The organism is Streptomyces sp. NPDC002130 (assembly GCF_040296465.1).
Taxonomy (GTDB): Bacteria; Actinomycetota; Actinomycetes; order Streptomycetales; family Streptomycetaceae; genus Streptomyces.
In genome coordinates this window covers 1-17,775 of record NZ_JBEOXI010000176.1, presented here as the reverse complement: position 1 = coordinate 17,775, position 17,775 = coordinate 1, and the positions used below count along the sequence as shown (strand labels likewise).

The 17,775-nt window shown below is 69.8% G+C and carries 11 protein-coding genes and 1 pseudogene; 4 read left to right on the top strand and 8 right to left on the bottom strand.

The features are described 5' to 3' along the window. A partial coding sequence (locus ABT116_RS28410; RefSeq protein WP_351639633.1) for a hypothetical protein occupies positions 1-1,795 on the top strand: 1,795 nt, incomplete at its 5' end. A 94-nt stretch (positions 1,796-1,889) separates the two neighbouring features. Beyond that, on the top strand, positions 1,890-2,579 hold the full coding sequence (locus tag ABT116_RS28405; RefSeq protein ID WP_351639630.1) for a TetR/AcrR family transcriptional regulator: 690 nt from the start codon (positions 1,890-1,892) through the stop codon (positions 2,577-2,579). A gap of 13 nt (positions 2,580-2,592) precedes the next feature. Here ABT116_RS28405 and ABT116_RS28400 read toward each other — a convergent pair whose 3' ends face one another. From ABT116_RS28400 to ABT116_RS28370, 7 genes are all read right to left on the bottom strand, one after another. Beyond that, on the bottom strand, positions 2,593-2,949 hold the full coding sequence (locus tag ABT116_RS28400; RefSeq protein WP_351639627.1) for a 5-carboxymethyl-2-hydroxymuconate Delta-isomerase: 357 nt from the start codon (positions 2,947-2,949) through the stop codon (positions 2,593-2,595). A gap of 89 nt (positions 2,950-3,038) precedes the next feature. Beyond that, positions 3,039-8,429, bottom strand: a complete 5,391-nt coding sequence (pulA, locus tag ABT116_RS28395; RefSeq protein WP_351639625.1) for a pullulanase-type alpha-1,6-glucosidase — start codon at positions 8,427-8,429, stop codon at positions 3,039-3,041. Positions 8,430-8,544: 115 nt separating this feature from the next. Further along, on the bottom strand, positions 8,545-9,918 hold the full coding sequence (locus ABT116_RS28390) for an alpha-amylase (protein WP_351639622.1): 1,374 nt from the start codon (positions 9,916-9,918) through the stop codon (positions 8,545-8,547). 119 nt (positions 9,919-10,037) lie between these two features. Further along, the gene (locus tag ABT116_RS28385) at positions 10,038-11,771 is read right to left on the bottom strand and encodes a glycoside hydrolase family 13 protein (RefSeq protein WP_502983956.1); all 1,734 of its coding nucleotides are present in this window, start codon (positions 11,769-11,771) and stop codon (positions 10,038-10,040) included. 161 nt (positions 11,772-11,932) lie between these two features. After that, on the bottom strand, positions 11,933-12,841 hold the full coding sequence (locus ABT116_RS28380; protein ID WP_351639619.1) for a sugar ABC transporter permease: 909 nt from the start codon (positions 12,839-12,841) through the stop codon (positions 11,933-11,935). Positions 12,842-12,855: 14 nt separating this feature from the next. Continuing rightward, the gene (locus ABT116_RS28375) at positions 12,856-13,860 is read right to left on the bottom strand and encodes a carbohydrate ABC transporter permease (RefSeq protein WP_351639616.1); all 1,005 of its coding nucleotides are present in this window, start codon (positions 13,858-13,860) and stop codon (positions 12,856-12,858) included. A 116-nt stretch (positions 13,861-13,976) separates the two neighbouring features. Beyond that, positions 13,977-15,245: an extracellular solute-binding protein gene (locus ABT116_RS28370; RefSeq protein WP_351639610.1), complete on the bottom strand. Its 1,269-nt coding sequence runs from the start codon at positions 15,243-15,245 to the stop codon at positions 13,977-13,979. Between the two features lie 401 nt (positions 15,246-15,646). Between ABT116_RS28370 and ABT116_RS28365 the strand changes: the two genes are divergently transcribed. Together ABT116_RS28365 and ABT116_RS28360 are read left to right on the top strand one after the other, a co-directional pair. Continuing rightward, a complete protein-coding gene (locus ABT116_RS28365) occupies positions 15,647-16,681 on the top strand; it encodes a LacI family DNA-binding transcriptional regulator (protein WP_351639606.1) in 1,035 nt (344 codons plus the stop codon). A gap of 93 nt (positions 16,682-16,774) precedes the next feature. Beyond that, positions 16,775-17,665: a phosphatase PAP2 family protein gene (locus ABT116_RS28360; RefSeq protein WP_351639599.1), complete on the top strand. Its 891-nt coding sequence runs from the start codon at positions 16,775-16,777 to the stop codon at positions 17,663-17,665. 10 nt (positions 17,666-17,675) lie between these two features. On the opposite strand, the pseudogene ABT116_RS28355 reads toward ABT116_RS28360, so the two are convergent. Continuing rightward, positions 17,676-17,775 (bottom strand): annotated as a pseudogene (locus tag ABT116_RS28355) (IS481 family transposase); the annotation flags it as partial.

Genomic DNA, 17,775 nt, shown 5'->3' with positions numbered 1-17,775 from the left:
GTGGCAGCGCATTGCTCATGCGTTCTTTGCTGGCTGTTCAGTTCACGCCCTCACCCAGCGGGCCCTGCCCCGCAACCGCACACCGGCCCCGGTGATCCCGGCCCAGTCCACCGGCCGGGACGGCGACCCCGGCTATGCCCTGGTCCGTCTCCAGGTGCTGCGCACGGCACTGGAGGCGGGGCTGCCGCTGACGGCGAAGGCATGGCCCAAGAGGTCCCAGTTGCCGCCGCTGCTGCCGCACGTGTGGGGCCTGAAGCTGTTCCCGCGCTCCGGCGGCGCCGACGAACTCGCCCTGGACCAGCGGCTGTCCACCCTGTCCGGCCCGGCCCGGGCGGCCTACGCGCTGCGGGGTCTCGAGCGGCTCTCGGACGACGGGGTGTGCGAGGTCCTCGCGGCGGCGGGCGTCGCCGACCCGGAGGGCGCGGTGCTGGAGGCCGACGGCATCCCCGCCCAGTACGGGCTGCTCGACTCCCCCGAGTTCGACCCCTGCTCGCTCCAGGCCCGCCCCACCGACCTGATGCGCCGCCGCCACCATCTGAAGGCCGCACTGGCCGCCGGTGCCGCCCTGCTGGTGTGCGGGGCCCTGCTCGGCCTGCCCGGTGAGGGCTGGGGCCCCGAGGGCGCCGCGGCACCCCCGTATGCGCGGAACCCGGCCGCGCAGGCCGCCCTGGACCCGGCGAAGCTGACCCGGGTCCCGCCCACCGCGTGGCGCAGCTCGGCGCGCACCGACTTCTCCGTGTGGCCGGCCCGCGGCGACCGTACCGACGACAAGGCCCTGCTGCGCCGCGCCCTGGCCGTGTGGGCCCGCCCCGGCGAGACGGTCCAGGTGTCGGCGACCCCCGGCACCCTCTCCGGCGGCCCCGCCGGACCGCCCCAGCTGCTGTACGCGGGGACGGTCGACGCGGCGCGCGTGGTGATCCTCTACGACGGTCTGCGCATCGTCCGGTACGCCGAGCCGAAGGACGGCACACAGGGCGCCGCCCTCGACTTCGCCCGGGTCGACGGGGCCGGCCGGGCCGAGGCGGGCGCGGTGGTCCTGGGCAGGGCCGACGGCAATGTCCGCTACCTGATGGCCCCCTGGGTGCGAAAGGCCGGCGAGCGGGACCTGATGAAGCCGGGCTCCGGCGCGATGAACCTCACGCTCACCGGCGGTGTGGCCGCGCCGCTGGCCAGCCCGGCCCTGCGATCCGGCCCCTGCACCTCGTGGAACGTACTGCAGGTGACCGACGGCGGCAGGACCCGGCTGCTGACCGACCTCGGCGAACTGGTCCCCGCCCGGCTCACCGCCGGACGGCCGGGCTCCCCGCGGGAGGTGTCCGGGGCCGCGGCGCTGCGCACCTGGCAGCCGTTCGCCTGCTCGCTGGGCACGGTGCGCTCGGCGGGGGTGCGGAGCGTCAACGCCTGGGCGTTCAACGAGCAGCCGCTGCCCGACGCGAGCGGCTCGGCGGCATGGGTGTGCACGCGGGCCGAGACCTGGCGGGGCGGCGGGGCGCGGGTGCTGGCGCAGTTCCACACGCCGGGCGGGGCGTACGGGGCGGCGGCGGCGCAGGCCGAGAACGTCCCGGCCTGCGGTGCGCGTGATCCGCATGTGCTGGCCGGGGTGCTGTGGAAGTCGAAGGCCGGCGACTGGTACCTGCTGGCCGCCGGCAGCCGGGAGACGGCGTCGATCCGGGCGACGGGCGCGGTGAACGGGCAGGCGCGGAGCAGTCTGCTGACCGTGCCGGCCGAGCAGGGGGCCCAGGCTCAGCTCAAGGGGTCCCTGAAGGACGGGCGTTCGCTCCGCGGGTTGCGCTGACGGAGGCGAACGGGGGGGCCGTCCGGCGAGGTCGCCGGCACCCGCTGATCGATCCGGCCCGTTCGAGGCCGGAATCGATCGGTAAGGTGTTCGCATGACTACCGGGGTTCGCCGCAGAATGGGAGTCGATGAGCGGCGGCAGCAGTTGATCGGCGTCGCCCTCGAACTGTTCAGCCGCCGCTCGCCCGACGAGGTCTCCATCGACGAGATAGCGTCGGCCGCGGGCATTTCCCGCCCGTTGGTCTACCACTACTTCCCCGGCAAACTCAGCCTGTACGAGGCCGCGTTGCAGCGGGCCTCGGACGATCTGGCGGCCCGTTTCGTGGAGCCGCACGAGGGCCCGCTGGGGGCCCGGCTGCTGCGCGTGATGCACCGCTACTTCGACTTCGTGGACGAGCACGGGCCGGGTTTCTCCGCCCTGATGCGCGGCGGTCCGGCGGTCGGTTCCTCGACGACGAACGCGCTCGTCGACTCCGTACGGCAGGCCGCGTATGTCCAGATCCTTTCGCACCTGGGCGTGACCGATCCGCCCGCGCGTCTCGAACTGGTCGTCCGGTCCTGGATCTCGCTCGCCGAGTCGACGGCGCTGATCTGGCTGGACGGCCGGCGCATCCCGCGCGAGGAGCTGGAGCCGCAGCTCGTCAACGACTTCGCCGCGCTCGCCGCGGTCAGCGCCGCCTACGACGAGGAGATGGCGGAGTTGCTGCGCGGCGCCCTCGAGGACGAGCCGGCCGACGGCCCGTTCGCGCACCTGGTCGGCCGGCTGATCGCCCTGGCGAGCTGAACGGGCTCGGCTCTCAGCTCTCGAACTTGGCGTACGAGGGGTCCAGGTCGCGGACCTCGGCGGAGGCGTGCAGCGCCCGCCCCTCGGGCTGCTTCAGATAGGTCCGCAGCAGCTCCAGCGCGGCCTCGGTGAGCCGGGCCTTGGTCTCGTCGGTGCGTCCGGCGAGCAGCGCGATGTGGACGTGCACATGGGCGTGCCCCTCGGCCTCGGGGCCGACGACGATGTCCTCGGTCGGGCGGAACCGGCTCTTGCAGGCCGGCGGCTTGGCGGCCGCGATCTCGACCGTGGCCTCGTGCAGCGCCCTGGCGAATCCGGGCCGGTCGAATCCGTCCGCGAGGTCGGCGGAATAGTCGACGGTGATCTGCGGCATCAGCACTCCTGTTCCAGGTCGAGGGGCTCACCCTAACGGCAGGCGGGGCGGGCCGCCGATCGCGGTCCGCCCCGCCCGTACCGGGTTCGTCACCCGGCGGTGAACACCGCGACCGTCCGTCCCGGAACGGCGAACGTCCCGGACTTCTCCGCGTAGGCGGAGGACTTCGCGGTGGCGTCGGCGCCCGCCGCCTGCACGGGGTGCAGCCGGTAGCCGGTCCCGGCCAGGGCGGGGACGCGCTGTTCCTGCCGCTCGGGCGTGGCGTTGAAGACCACGACGAGGTCACCGAGCCGCATGGTGATCACGCCGGGCGTCTCGTCCGTGCCGGACAGCGGGAAAGAGAGCCGGGACTGCACCCGCTCGGCCGTGCCGAGGGAGAAGTCCGGCTCGGCGGCGCGGATCCGCAGCAGGTCGCGGTAGGCCGCCGAGGCGCCCTCGATCTGCTCGCAGCCCACCTTCACCGTGCTCAGCAGCGGCTTGGCGTACGGCCACTTGTCGGCGTTGTCGGCCGACATGGGCAATCCGCGGCCGAAGCCGTTGCCGTCCCGGCAGTCCCAGTGGACGGCGTTGAACCAGTCGCCGCTGTCGTAGGAGTTGCGGTCCAGGGACTTGGAGCGCAGCAGGTCGGTGCCCGCCTGGGAGAGGGCCGGGCCCTGCGAGAGGGTGGCCGTCGCCATGGCGAGGACCTGCATCCGGGCCCGGTCGGAGGCGCTCACCGTGGCGGGCAGCTTGAAGGCGAGCGCGTCGAACAGGGTCTCGTTGTCGTGCGCGTCGGCGTAGGCGAGGGCGTCGCCGGGTGCGTCGGCGTATCCGGCGGGGGCGCCGTTGTAGTCGACCTCGGAGCCCTTGACCTCCTTGCCGCCGGTGTCGGTGAACCGGTAGCCGGCGAGGTTGCCGGAGAGGCCGACCTTGATGAGGTCCTGGTAGTGCAGCAGGCGGTCCTTCTGCTCGTCCGGGGTGCCGTTGCTGTTCGAGGAGTTGGGCTCGGTGTACAGGCCGGACGCGAAGCCCTGCACGCCGGGGTCCTCGTCGAAGGGGCCGCCGCCGCGCACGGCGTCGCGGGCCCGGTCGGAGAAGGTGGCGATGCCCGTGCCGGCCATGTTCTTCTGGGTGGCCTGGACGAACCGGGCGTCGTCGGCGACCTCGCCGAAGTTCCAGCCCTCGCCGTACAGGATGATCTTCTTGCCGTCGACGCCGTCCTTGGCGGGGGTCAGCTCGTCCAGGGCCTTGCGCACGGCCAGGATGTTGGCCTTCGGGTGGTGGCCCATGAGGTCGAAGCGGAAGCCGTCGACCTTGTACTGCCTGGCCCAGGTGACGACCGAGTCGACGACGAGCTTGCCCATCATGGCGTTCTCGGTGGCGGTGTTGGCGCAGCAGGTGCTGTTCGCGACCGAGCCGTCGGCGAGGAGCCGCTGGTAGTAACCGGGCACGATCCGGTCGAGGACGCTCGTCTCCTCCTGCCCGGCGGCGGCGGTGTGGTTGTAGACGACGTCCATGACGACGCGCAGGCCGTCGTCGTTGAGGGCCTTGACCATCTTGCGGAACTCGACCGTGCGGGCCGTGCCGTCCGGGTCGGTGGCGTAGGAGCCCTCGGGGACCGTGTAGTGGTACGGGTCGTAACCCCAGTTGTAGGCGTCCTTCGCGGCGATCTTCCCGACGCACTCCTGCTGCTTGTCCGAGTCGGCTGGGAAGGATGCCAGGTCGCAGTCGGGTTTCGCCTGGTCGGCCTTCTTCTCCGGGATGGTGGCGATGTCGAACGCGGGCAGGAGATGGACGTACGAGGTGCCCGCCTTCGCCAGCTCGCGCAGGTGCCTGGAGCCGTCGCTCGCCTTGTCGGTGAAGGCGAGGTAGGTGCCGGGGTGCTTCGCCGTGCGGTCCTCGACGGAGAAGTCCCGGACGTGCAGCTCCTGGATCTGGGCGTCCCGCAGCGGCACGGCCTTCGGCTTGGCGTACGCCGACCAGCCGGCGGGCTTGAGCGCCTTGTCGTCCAGGTCGACGACGAGGCTGCGCTCGGAATCGGTGGTCAGGGCGAGGGCGTAGGGGTCGGTGACCTTGTTGGTGACGACCTTGCGGACGCCGGGCGCCCAGACCTTCACGACGTACCGGTAGGGCTTGCCCTTCCAGGACGCGGGGCCGGTGACGGACCAGACGCCGGTGGCGGCGTCCCGCTTCATCGGGGCAGTGGAGTCACCGATCTCCAGTGACACCTGATGGGCGGTCGGTGCCCACACGGACAGGGTGGGGCGGCCCTTGGCGAACGTCGGTCCGAGGTCCGCCTCGGTGGCGCCGGGGTACAGGTCGTCCAGGACGCCCGCGATCTGGACGCCGGTCGCCGCGAGCACCGCTCCGTTCACCGCGTGCTGGGTGGCGACGACCTGGCCGCGCAGGGCCTCGCGGACCCGGTCGCGGTCACGGGGGTCGACGGTCCAGGCGTCGTACTCCTTCAGGTGCGGGAACTTCGCCTTCTGGGCCTCGGTCAGCTCGCCCTTCGACAGGCGCAGCCACTTCGCGTCGCCGGTCAGGGCGCCGTCCTCGACCTTGATCGAGCCGTCGCGGGAGTACTGCAGCTGGGTGGACGCGGCGGCGTCGGAGCCGTTCCAGGCGAGGGTGTTCCGGTCGATCCACACCGCCTTGGACGTCGTCAGGTCGAGGGCGGCGGCACTGCCCGCGGGCTGCGGGAGCAGGTACTTCTCCTGGCCGTTCACCAGCCACACCTCGTGGCCGTTCGCCTTGAGGTCGAGCGACTGGTCGGTGGGCAGGTCCTTCTCGTCGCCCTTGTGGAGGATGTAGCTGAGGCTGGTGGCTCCGTCGCTGAGCGGTACCTCGAAGACTGCGCCATAGGAATCAGTCTTGACCGGTTCGAGGGGTTTCGACCAGTCGGTGGGGTTCGCGGCGCCGGTCCAGACGTGCAGGCCCCAGCCGTCGTAGTTCCCGTCGGCCCGGTGGTAGTGCAGGACGGCCTTGCTCTTGTCGGGTGCCGGGTATGCGGGCCGTTCGGCGGTGACGGTCTCCTTGCCCTGCTCGATCCAGATCTCGCCGGTCTTGGTGACGTCGATCGTGCGGTCGGTGGCGACGTCCTTGGTGCCGTCCTTGTCGATGACGAGGAAGCCGACGTTCGAGGCGCCGGGCTTGAGCTTGACCCAGGCGAAGGCGCCGTAGGCATCGCGGCCGGTGAAGGGGTGGCTCTTCGGCCACTCGGTGGCTTCGCCCTCGGCGAGGTCGCCCCAGGCGTACAGGCCCCAGTCGGCGTAGTCACCGTCGGAGCGCTTGTAGTGCACGATCGCGTAGTCGCGGGAGGAGGCGGTGGGCGGCTCGGGGGCGGGCGGGGTGCCGGTGGTGGACGCGGCCAGGGCGCTCGCGGTGCGGCCGGCCGAGTCGATGACGACGGCCTTGTAGCGCAGGGCCGTACCCGGTGCCACGTCCTTGCCGATGGTGTGGGTGACCTTGTACGGGGCGTGGTCGGCGGAGCCGAGGGTCTGCCACTTCCCGTTGCCGGTCCGGGCGGCGAAGACGACCCGGTTGAGCTGTCCGCCGTCGACGTCGGCCGAGACCTCCACCGTGCCGGTGGCACCGGCCTCCGGGGCCTTCAGGGCGACGGTCGGTGCGGTGGCGGGCTTGGCGAGCTTGCCGTTCGCCTTGAGGACGATCGCGGAGCCGGCCGGGACGGTGACGGTGACCTTCTTGTCACTGTCGCTCTTCAGGGTCGCGCCGGTGCCGTACATGCCCTTGAAGGTCATGCCGGCCGAGCCGGTAGGGAAGGTCGCCGTCTTCGCCTCGCCCGCGTTGTTGAAGGCGACGACGTACTCGGTGCCGGTCTTCGCGTCGGTGCGGGAGAAGGCGTAGACGCCGGGGCCGTCGGCCGCGTACCGCTGCTGCTGGACGCCGTCGGTGAGCGCGGGGTTGGCCTTGCGGAGCTTCGCGAGGGCGCTGATCTGCCGGTAGAGCGGCGCCTTGGTGTCGTAGGCGTCCTCGGCGTGGGTGCGATCGGTGCCGATACGGTCGTCGTCGAGGTAGTCGGCGGTGCGCGAGGCGAACATGGTCTGCCGGGCGTCCTTGTCTCCGCCCGGGCCGGTGAAGCCCTGCTCGTCGCCGTAGTAGACGACGGGGTTGCCGCGGCTGAGGAACATCAGCTCGTTGGCGAGCTCGTCCTTCGCGAGCAGCTCGGCGTCGGTGGCCTTCGGGTCGTCCTGCTTCAGGAAGGACCCGATGCGGCCCATGTCGTGGTTGCCGAGGAAGGTGACCTGCTCGTACGCGTTGGCCTTGCCGGTCGTGTACTTGTAGTCGTCGCCGAAGACACCGGCGAGCTTCTGCGCGCTCGCGCCCTGCGATGCGTACTGGCGGGCCGCCTCCTGGAAGGGGAAGTCGAGCGTGGCGTCGAGGCGGCCCTGGGTGACGTACGGGGCGGTGACGTTCGTGTCGGCCGAGTAGACCTCGCCGAACATGAAGAAGTCGTCCCGTCCCCGCTTGGCCGCGTACGCGTCGAGGGCGGTGGCCCACTGCGTCCAGAACTCCATGTCGACGTGCTTCACGGTGTCGATCCGGAAGCCGTCGATGTCGAAGTCCCGCACCCAGCGCTGGTAGATCTTCTCCATGCCGTGGACGACCTCGGGCCGCTCGGTCCACAGGTCGTCGAGCCCGGAGAAGTCGCCGTGGGCGGAGCTCTCACCGGCGAAGGTGGAGTCGCCGCGGTTGTGGTACATCGTCGGGTCGTTGAGCCACGACGGCACCTTGTTCTTCTTGGTGACCACCGGTGTGCGCGGGAAGGAGTTCCGGTCGACCGCGGGGAAGCCGCGCCGTCCGTCGGCGTGGTCGGCGTCGTCGAAGGGCACGCCGTCCTTGGTCAGGTACGGGAACGCACCCTTGGAGAGGTAGTCGTAGGACTTCTCCTCGTAGTCGACGACGTCCGCGGTGTGGTTGGTGATGACGTCGAAGAAGACCTTCATGCCCTTGTCGTGGGCCTTGTCGATGAGGTTCTCGAGGTCCTTGTTGGTGCCGAAGTGCGGGTCGACCCGGGTGAAGTCGGTGATCCAATAGCCGTGATAGCCCGCCGAGGCGTTGGAGCCGTTGCCCTGTACTGGCTGGTTCTTGAAGATCGGAGCCATCCAGATGGCAGTGGTACCCAGGCCCTTGATGTAGTCGAGCTTCTTGGTCAGGCCCTTGAGGTCGCCGCCCTGGTAGAAGCCCTTGTCGGTGGGGTCGTAACCGGTCGACAGGCGCGAACCGGTCAGGCCGCCCTTGTCGTTGCGCGGGTCGCCGTTGGCGAAACGGTCCGGCAGGACGAAGTAGAACTGCTCTCGGGTGGCGTCGTGCCGGGCGGGCTCGGCGGCCAGCCTGGCGTCGGAGGGAGGCGGAGGCGGTGTGTCGGCCCGCGCCGCGAGGGGCTGGACGAGCGCTGCGGCCAGCGCGGTCACGGTGACCGCAGCGATTCGTCCGGCGTGGGCGGTTGGGCGCCTCGACGGCGTCGGCCATCTCGGTATCACAGATGGACTCCTTGCGATTACGGCTCTTCGGGTCCGACCCCGCGCGACCGTATCGCCGCCGCAACGCTTACAGCAAGAGGCTTGAAACCATCGGAAAGAAGTTTCAGTCGGCCACTCAGCAGCTCGACTTGCCCGCATAGACGGCGAGGGCGGTGTTCGCGCCCAGGGTGGCCGTGAGCTGCCCGCTCGAATTCACCGTCACCGGCATGTTGTTCTGCACGTCGCAGTACGTCCCCGCGGGCAGCGAGGTCTGGTAGGTCCGGCTCACCGCGCCCGGCTCGTGGTTGATGGCCACGAAGCCCTTGCTGCCCCGGCCGAACGCGATGGCGTCGCCGCCGTTGTCCCACCAGTTGGTGACGGCCTGGCCCCGGGTGGCGTTGCGGAAGGCGACCATGGACTTGATCTCCGGCCAGTTGTGCTGGCACTTCCAGCCGTCCTGCCAGCAGGCGTTCACCTGGCCTCCGTTCGGCGGGCCGGCGTCGTGGTCGGAGAACTCGTAGCCGGAGTTGATGTCCGGGGCGCCGTAGGGCCAGGCCAGCATGAAGACGTTGGCCAGGGTGTAGGTGGCGTTGTCCTTGTAGCTGAGGGTCGAGCCGTTGCGCTCGGTGTCGTGGTTGTCGACGAAGACACCGGAGACGCCGCTGCTCATGTAGCCCCAGCCCTCGCCGTAGTTCTTCAGGTAGGCGAGGTTCTCGTTGTTGAAGACCCGCTTGAGGTCGTAGGCGTAGCGGAACTCCTGGACGTCGCCGTTACTCGTGTAATCGGTGGGCTGGACGGCCTCGCCGGCGCCGTGGATGGCCTCCTGCTTCCAGTACACCGACGGGTTGCTCAGCCGCGACTTGATGTTCGCCAGGTCGGCCGCGTCCATGTGCTTGGCCGCGTCGATACGGAAGCCGTCTACGCCGAGGGAGAGCAGGTCGTTCATGTAGCCGGCGATCGCGCCGCGGACGTGGTTCTCGCCCGTGTCGAGGTCGGCCAGGCCGACCAGTTCGCAGTGCTGGACGTGCCAGCGGTCCTGGTAGTTGCTGATCCGGCTGGTGCAGTCGTCGAAGTCGAACGACGAGTACAGGCCGGGATAGGTGTACTTGCTGTACGAAGAGCCGCCGGTGCCGGTGCCGCTGCCGGCCGACATGTGGTTGATGACCGTGTCCACGACCACCTTCACACCGGCCGCGTGGCAGGTGTTGACCATGTTCTGGAAGGCCGTCCGGTCACCGAGCCGGCCGGCGATCTTGTAGCTGACCGGCTGGTACGAGGTCCACCATTGCGGGCCCTGTATGTGCTCGGCGGGCGGGGAGACCTGGACGGAGCCGTATCCGGCGGGCCCGAGGGTGGTGGTGCACTCGCGGGCGACCGAGGCGAAGTTCCACTCGAAGAGGACGGCGGTGACGTCCTTGGTGCCGGGTGGGGAGGCCTGTGCACCAGTCGGGCTCATGACAACCGAAGCCGCGGCGAGCGCGACGGCGGTGGCGAGGTATCTGCGTGCCATGTGGGGTTTCCTTCTTCGTTGAAGGTTCTTGCTGCAAGGTTCAGAAACCTTGCGGTGACGCAGATAGTAGAGGCCCGCTGCCCGAAAGGGCAGCGGGCCGTACGGAATTCAAAGGAAAATCAGGCGCGGGCCTCGGCGGTCGCGGTGGTCCACCACACCGTGGTGTCGGCCGGCACCTTCGCCTCGTCGTCGACCTGGATGATCTCCCCGCTCGCCACCAGCACCCGGCCGTAGGCCGGCATCGCCACCGACTCACCGGTGGTGTTGGCGACGCACACGAACTCCCCGCGCCGGAAGGCCAGCACGCCCTCGGGAGCGCGCAGCCACTCCACGGACGTGCCGGCGCCGAGATCGGGCTGCTCGCGGCGCACGGCGAGCGCGGCCCGGTACAGCTCCAGGGTCGAACCGGGCTCGCCGCTCTGCGCCTCGACGCTCAGCTCGCCCCAGCCCTGCGGCTGCGGCAGCCAGCTGCCGCCGTCACCGAAGCCGAACGACGGTCCCGTCCGGGTCCACGGGATCGGCACCCGGCAGCCGTCGCGGAAGCCGTCCTGGCCCGCGCCCCGGAAGTACGCCGGGTCCTGGCGCACCTCGTCCGGCAGGTCGACGACGTCGGGCAGGCCGAGCTCCTCGCCCTGGTAGATGTACGCCGAGCCGGGCAGAGCCAGCATGAGCAGGCTCGCGGCCCTGGCCCTGCGCAGCCCCAGTGCGCGGTCGCCGGCCAGGCGGATCTGGGTGCCGAGGCCGGGCGGGTTGGCGAAGCGGGTGGCGTGCCGGGTCACGTCGTGGTTGGACAGCACCCAGGTGGCGGGGGCGCCGACCGGGCGCATGGCCTCCAGGGTGCGGTCGATGACCTCACGCATCTCCTCGGCGTCCCAGTGGGTGCTGAGGTACTGGAAGTTGAAGGCCTGGTGCAGCTCGTCCGGGCGGACGTAGTTCGCGGTGCGCTCGATGGTCGGCGTCCACGCCTCGGCGACGAAGATGCGTTCGCCCGCATACTCGTCGAGGATCAGACGCCACTGCCGGTAGATCTCGTGCACGCCGTCCTGGTCGAAGAACGGCATGACATCGTTGCCCAGCAGCTTCACCTGGTCGTGGGATCCAAGGTCGGGCAGCCCCTTGGCCTTCACCAGGCCGTGGGCGACGTCGATCCGGAAGCCGTCGACGCCCATGTCCAGCCAGAAGCGCAGGATGGAGCGGAACTCGTCGCCGACGGCCGGGTGCTCCCAGTTGAAGTCGGGCTGCTCGGGGGCGAAGAGGTGCAGGTACCACTCGCCGGGCGTGCCGTCGGGTTCGGTGACGCGGGTCCAGGCCGGGCCGCCGAAGATCGACTCCCAGTCGTTGGGCGGCAGTTCGCCCCTCTCGCCCTTGCCGGGGCGGAAGTGGTAGCGGTCCCGCAGCGAGGACCCCGGGCCCTCGGCGACAGCCCGCTTGAACCACTCGTACTGGTCGGAGGAGTGGTTCGGGACGAGGTCGACGATGATCCTGAGGTCCAGCCGGTGGGCGTCGCGGATCAGCGCGTCGGCGTCCAGCAGGTTCCCGAACATGGGATCGACGGCACGGTAGTCGGCGACGTCGTAACCGGCGTCGGCCTGCGGCGAGGCGTAGAAGGGGCTGAGCCACACGGCGTCCACGCCGAGGTCGCGCAGGTACGGCAGACGGGTGCGGACACCCTCCAGGTCGCCCATGCCGTCACCGTTGCTGTCGGCGAAGCTGCGCGGGTACACCTGGTAGATCACCGCGTCCCGCCACCAGTCGCGGCGCTTGGCGACGGCGACGGCGGACGCGGGGGTGGGGGCAGGTGCGGCTGAGTGCTGGCTCATGTCGTCCTTGATGCGTAACAGGATGTCGGTCATGGAAGGCGTGGGTGGGTGACGAGGCGGCCGCGGTACAGCGGGGTCGGATGGGCACCACGGCCGCCTCGGGCTTGTGAGGGACGGTTCGGCAGCGCACCAAGGGGCGCGGGGAACTGCGGGGCCGGCCACGACGTGAGCCGCGGACGGTCGACTCGCAGGGGTCACCCCTTCGTGCCACCGGCCGTCAGTCCGGTCACCAGGTTCTTCTGCACCAGGTAGAAGAACAGGGCAGCCGGTATCGCGATCAGCACAGCCGTCGCAGCCATGAGGTTGCGCTGCGCGTCGTGCTCGCTCACGAACGTCTGCAGACCGACGGCGAAGGTGTAGTTGTCGTCGCTCAGCATGAACGTCGAGGCGAACGCGACCTCACCGAAGGCCGTGAGGAAGCTGTAGAACGCCGCGACCGCGAGGCCAGGCTTGGCGAGCGGCAGGATGAGCCGCGCGAACGTGCCGAAGGGGGTCAGCCCGTCGACGCGCCCCGCCTCGTCGATCTCGAACGGGATGGTGTCGAAATAGCCCTTCATCAGCCAGGCGCAGTACGGCACGATCGTGGTGCAGTTGACAAGGATGAGACCAAGGTAGCTGTCGATGAGCTGCAGATCCGAGAGGATCTGGTACATCGGCACGATCAGTACCGCGATGGGGAACATCTGGGTGACCAGCAGCACCCACATCAGCTTCCGGTAGCCGGGGAACCGCATGCGGGAGACCGCGTAGCCGGTGGACGCGGCGACGACGACGCCGATCAGCGTCGTGCCCAGCACCACGACCAGCGTGCTCTTCAGCCAGTCGAAGAAGCCGGTGTCCTGCAGGACGAACGCGTAGTTGTCGAACGTCATCTTGCCCCAGATGCGCCCGGGGTGGAGGTAGTCGTCCTTGTCCGGGCCGAGGGACAGGAAGAGCAGCCAGGCGATCGGGAAGAGCGCGGCCAGGCTGGCGACGATCAGCACGGCGTGCGAGGCGAGGGAGGCTCCGAGACTGCGCTCGCCGCGGCCGCGGACCTTGCCGGGTGCGTTCGCGGGGCGCCGCTCGCCGGCCGGAGCCGGGCTCTCGACGGTGGTCGTACTCATGGGGAACTCCTGCCTCAGATCGCGAGCTGCTGCTCGTTGCGGTTCAGCCAGCGGCGGTAGAAGGAGGTGAAGACGATCAGGATGGACAGGAGCAGGATTCCGTAGGCGGCGGACTGGGCGTAGTCGCGCGGCTGCTGCCCGAAGCCCAGGTAGTAGGACCAGGTGACGAGGATCTGCGCGTCCGGGGCGGTGTTGCCGAACAGCAGGAAGATGATGGCGAACTGGTTGAACGTCCAGATCACACCGAGCAGGACGACCGTCGTGCTGACGGACCTCAGACCGGGCAGCGTGACGTAGCGGAACCGCTGCCAGGCGTTGGCGCCGTCCATCTCGGAGGCCTCGTACAGGCTCGCGTCGATCGACTGCAGGCCGCCGAGCAGCGAGACCATCATGAACGGCACACCGCACCAGGTGTTGACCATGATCGCGGCGAACCGCTGCCAGAAGGTGTCCTCCAGCCACAGCGGCGTCGGCAGGTGCAGGAACTCCAGGCCGGAGTTGATGATGCCGCCGTCGGCGAGCATGAACCGCCAGCCGAACACGGTGACGAAGGTCGGCACCGCCCAGGGCAGGACGAGGATCATCCGGTAGAGGGTGCGGCCGCGCAGCTTCTGGTTGAGCAGCAGGGCGAGGCCGAGACCGATGCCGTAGTGCAGGGCGACGCAGGCCGCCGTCCAGAAGACCGTCCACAGGAAGTGCGACCAGAAGCGGTCGTACGCCGTCGGGCCCCAGAGGATGTCGGCGTAGTTGTCCAGGCCGATGAACTTGTACGTGGCGTCGATGTGGTTGACGCCGATCGTGCGGGCGGTGTTGAGGCTGGTGGCGTCGGTGAGGGTGAGGTACAGGCCGTACACCAGCGGGTACACCACGAGGACGCCCAGGACGATCGCCACCGGGGCGATCATCGCGTAGGCGTACCAGTGCTTGTGGAAGCCGTTCTTCAGCCGCTGGGCCGGGCCGGGTCGCGGTTCCCGCTCACCGCGCCGCTTGCCGGTCGCTCGGTCGATGGCGACTGTCATGGTTCGACACCTTCTGGAGGTTCAAGGAGGTCAAGGAGACTGCCGGGCGGCAGGCGCGGGCCGGTGGCCGCGGGTTCCCCTCCCCCGTGGCAGGGGGACCCGCGGCCACCCGGCGGTCACTTGGAGAAGTCCGGCACCAGCTTGGCGATGGCGGTCTCGGCGTTGCCGAGACCCTTGTCCAGGGACTCCTTGCCGCCCGCGATCTTGAGCAGCTCGTCGTCGAGCGGGCCCCACAGGGAGCTGTACTCCGGCAGCGCCGGGCGCGGCTGGGCGGCGGAGAGCACGCCCTGGTAGCCGGCGATGCCCGGGTCGGCCTTGACCTTCGCGGTGTAGGCGTCCTCGCGCGTGGGGAGCGTGTTGTTCTTCAGCGCGATGGTCTCCTGCGCCTTGGCCGAGGTCATGAACTTCACGAACTTCAGCGAGGCTTCCTGGTGGGCCTTGTCCGAGCCCGCGTACACGGAGAGGTTGTGGCCGCCGGTCGGGGCGCCCGCCTTGCCGGTGGAGCCGGCCGGGACGGTGGCGATGCCGAGGTTGTTCTTGTCCTTGAAGGCCGAGCCCTTGTAGAAGTTCGTGATCTCCCACGGGCCCTGGACGATCGAGGCGACCTTGCCGTTGACGAACGCGTCCTGGATGTGGGCGTAGGCGTCGGCGGTGGTGTCGGCCTTGTGCAGGCCCTTGCCCTTGAACAGGCCCTGCCAGGTGCCGTAGGCCTTCTTGGCCTCGGGCGAGGTGACGGTGATCTTCTTGGCGTCGGCGTCGACGGTGTCGGTGCCCTCGCCGTAGAGGAAGGACTGGGCGTAGTAGGCCTGGGTGGAGCCCCAGTAGCCGTCGACGCCGGTCTTGCTCTTGATCGTGGCGGCGGCCTTCTTCAGCTCGTCCCAGGTCTTGGGGGCCTCGACGCCGGCCTTCTCGAACAGGGCCTTGTTGTAGACCAGGGCGAGGGTGTCCGTGGTGAAGGGGACGCCGTAGGTCTTGCCCTCGTACTTGGCCTGCTCGATCAGGCTGGGCTGGAACTTGCCCTGCTCGGCGAGGGCCTCGGTGCCGTCCAGCGGCGCGAAGAAGCCCTTCTTGGCGAAGGCGGGGGTCCAGCCGACCTCGGAGCGCAGCACGTCCGGGGCGCCCTTGGAACCGGCGGCGGTGTCGAACTTGACCTGCGCCTGGTCGAAGGGGACGTTGACGTACTTGACCTTGATGTCCTTGTTGGCGGCCTCGAACTCCTTCACCAGGGCCTGGTACGTCGGCGCCTCGTTGGTGGCGTTGGAGGTGTCCCACCAGGTGATGGTGACCGGGCCGCCGGCCTCGTCGCCGCTGTCGCTTCCGCCGCAGGCCGTCGCCGCCAGGGCGAGGGACGCCACCAGCGCGGTGGCCGCTATGCCACGCCGCATGAGTTCTCCTTGAGGGTGAAGCCCGTTCGTGCTGCCGACTGCGCCGTTGGCGGCCGGGCGTCGGTGAGATTAGCCGCGCTGCAACGAGTTGCGAAAGACCTTGCAGCAAAAAGTTGCAAGGGGTGTGGATGGTTATCCCGCCGTGACCTCCCCTCGATCACCGCGCAGCGTTGATTTCCGCCTGATCGGCGGGCAGCAGGACTGTTGTGCAAGACTCTGCAAGCACTTGCCATCCGCGTCCGCCGGGGGGAATCATCCGTTGCGGATCGGACGGATCGGACGCCGACCAGGAATCTCGAGGGACCGCGATGACCAAGCCACCCGCAGCGGGCCGTGCGACGGCTCGCACCAGGCGTCCCGTCGGTGTGCAAGGGGAACACCGGCCGCTACAGTCCAGTGCTGTGACCACACGGCTTGCCGACATCGCGTTGCAGGCGGGGGTGAGCGAAGCGACCGTCAGCCGCGTCCTCAACGGGAAGCCGGGCGTCGCCGCCACCACCCGCCAGTCCGTGCTGGCCGCTCTCGACGTGCTGGGCTACGAACGCCCGGTGCGGCTGCGCCAGCGCAGCGAGGGGCTGGTCGGGCTGATCACCCCGGAGCTGGAGAACCCGATCTTCCCGGCCCTGGCGCAGGTCATCGGCCAGGCGCTGACGCGGCAGGGCTACACACCGGTGCTGGCCACCCAGACCCCGGGCGGCTCGACCGAGGACGAGCTGACCGAGATGCTCGTGGACCGCGGGGTCGCCGGCATCATCTACGTCTCCGGACTGCACGCCGACACCACCGCCGACATGCAGCGCTACGACCGGCTGCGCGCCCAGGGCGTGCCCTACGTGCTGGTCGACGGTTTCTCGCCGAAGGTGCAGGCGCCGTTCATCTCCCCCGACGACCGTGCGGCGATGAGCCTCGCGGTCACGCACCTGGTGTCCCTGGGGCACACCCGGATCGGCCTGGCCCTCGGGCCCAAGCGGTTCGTGCCGGTGCAGCGCAAGATCGAGGGGTTCGTGCGCACGATGCAGGACCGGTTGGGTCTGCGCGCCGAGACCGTCGAGTCGGAGTTGGTCCAGCACTCCCTGTACACCCTCGAGGGTGGTCAGGCGGCGGCCACGGCGTTGATCGGCCGCGACTGCACGGCCGTGGTGTGCGCCAGCGACATGATGGCGCTGGGTGCGATCCGGGCGGCCCGGCAGCTCGGTCTGGACGTGCCGAAGGACGTCTCCGTGGTCGGCTTCGACGACTCTCCGCTGATCGCCTTCACCGACCCGCCCCTCACCACGATCCGCAAGCCGGTCCCGGCGATGGGGCAGGCGGCCGTGCGCACGCTGCTGGAGGAGATCGGCGGGACGCCCGCACCGCACAGCGAGTTCGTGTTCATGCCGGAACTGGTGGTGCGCGGTTCGACCGCTTCGGCCCCCGGGGAACGCGCTCGCCCCTGAGGCCCGCGGCTTGATTCCGCCGTAGGACATGCGGCTCGGGCAGGGCCGCGGGATGATCGGTGCGTAAGTCCTTTTCTGGCAGACTTTGCGCCTATGGGTGAAACGACCGTAACGAAACCGGAGGGCCTGAAAGCGGCCCTCCCGGACCCCGTTGCGGCCGACCCGGGGCGCGGCCCCCTGCGCCGGCTGCGCACGCCGCGCCGGCCCCGGTTCTGGTTCGAGATCGTGCTGATCGCGGTGAGTTACTGGACGTACTCACTCGTCCGCAACGCCGTGCCCGAGCAGAAGGCCGAGGCGCTGCACAACGCCGACTGGATCTGGCGGGCCGAGCACCATCTGGGCATCGCCGTCGAGGAATCCGTCAACCAGGCGGTGAACTCGGTGCATTGGCTCATCGTCGGGATGAACTACTACTACGCGACGCTGCACTTCATCGTCACGCTGGGTGTGCTGGTGTGGCTGTACCGTCGCCATCCCGGGCGGTACGCGGCGACCCGTCTGGTGCTGTTCGCGACCACGGCCGTCGCCCTGGTCGGCTACTACCTGTATCCGCTGGCGCCCCCGCGGCTGATGAACGGCGGTGCCTTCATCGACACGGTCATGGTCCACCAGACCTGGGGGTCGATGGCGTCGGGCGATCTGAAGCACATGTCCAACCAGTACGCCGCGATGCCGTCCATGCACATCGGCTGGTCCGTGTGGTGCGGGCTGACGATCTTCGCCCTGGCGAGCGTCCCCTGGGTGCGGGTGCTGGGCCTGCTGTACCCGGCGCTGACGCTGGTGGTCATCGTCGCGACGGCCAACCACTTCTGGCTCGATGCCGTCGGTGGCGTGCTCTGCCTGGCCTTCGGGTTCACGGTCGCGCGGCTCTGGTACGGAAGGCAGCCGTACGCGCTGCCGAGGCTGGCGCGGGAGCGAAGGCGCGGCGGGTCACGGTCCTCGACCGCGGTACGGCCCCGGGGCGTCCGCAGTGGGCGCCCCTAGGGCCCAGGCCCTAGCTGTATTGACCCGCAGGGTTGTTGACGCGGCTGATGGGTGGCTGGCCGCCGAGTGCGGTGTGGCAACGGTGGTGGTTGTAGGTGTGCAGGAAGTCT

Bases quoted from the DNA above. Each gene is read 5' to 3' on its own strand.
- ABT116_RS28405 (WP_351639630.1), top strand. From the start codon at position 1,890: ATGACTACCGGGGTTCGCCGCAGAATGGGAGTCGATGAGCGGCGGCAG.
- ABT116_RS28400 (WP_351639627.1), bottom strand. From the start codon at position 2,949: ATGCCGCAGATCACCGTCGACTATTCCGCCGACCTCGCGGACGGATTC.
- ABT116_RS28390 (WP_351639622.1), bottom strand. From the start codon at position 9,918: ATGGCACGCAGATACCTCGCCACCGCCGTCGCGCTCGCCGCGGCTTCG.
- ABT116_RS28385 (WP_502983956.1), bottom strand. From the start codon at position 11,771: ATGACCGACATCCTGTTACGCATCAAGGACGACATGAGCCAGCACTCA.
- ABT116_RS28380 (WP_351639619.1), bottom strand. From the start codon at position 12,841: ATGAGTACGACCACCGTCGAGAGCCCGGCTCCGGCCGGCGAGCGGCGC.
- ABT116_RS28375 (WP_351639616.1), bottom strand. From the start codon at position 13,860: ATGACAGTCGCCATCGACCGAGCGACCGGCAAGCGGCGCGGTGAGCGG.
- ABT116_RS28370 (WP_351639610.1), bottom strand. From the start codon at position 15,245: ATGCGGCGTGGCATAGCGGCCACCGCGCTGGTGGCGTCCCTCGCCCTG.
- ABT116_RS28360 (WP_351639599.1), top strand. From the start codon at position 16,775: ATGGGTGAAACGACCGTAACGAAACCGGAGGGCCTGAAAGCGGCCCTC.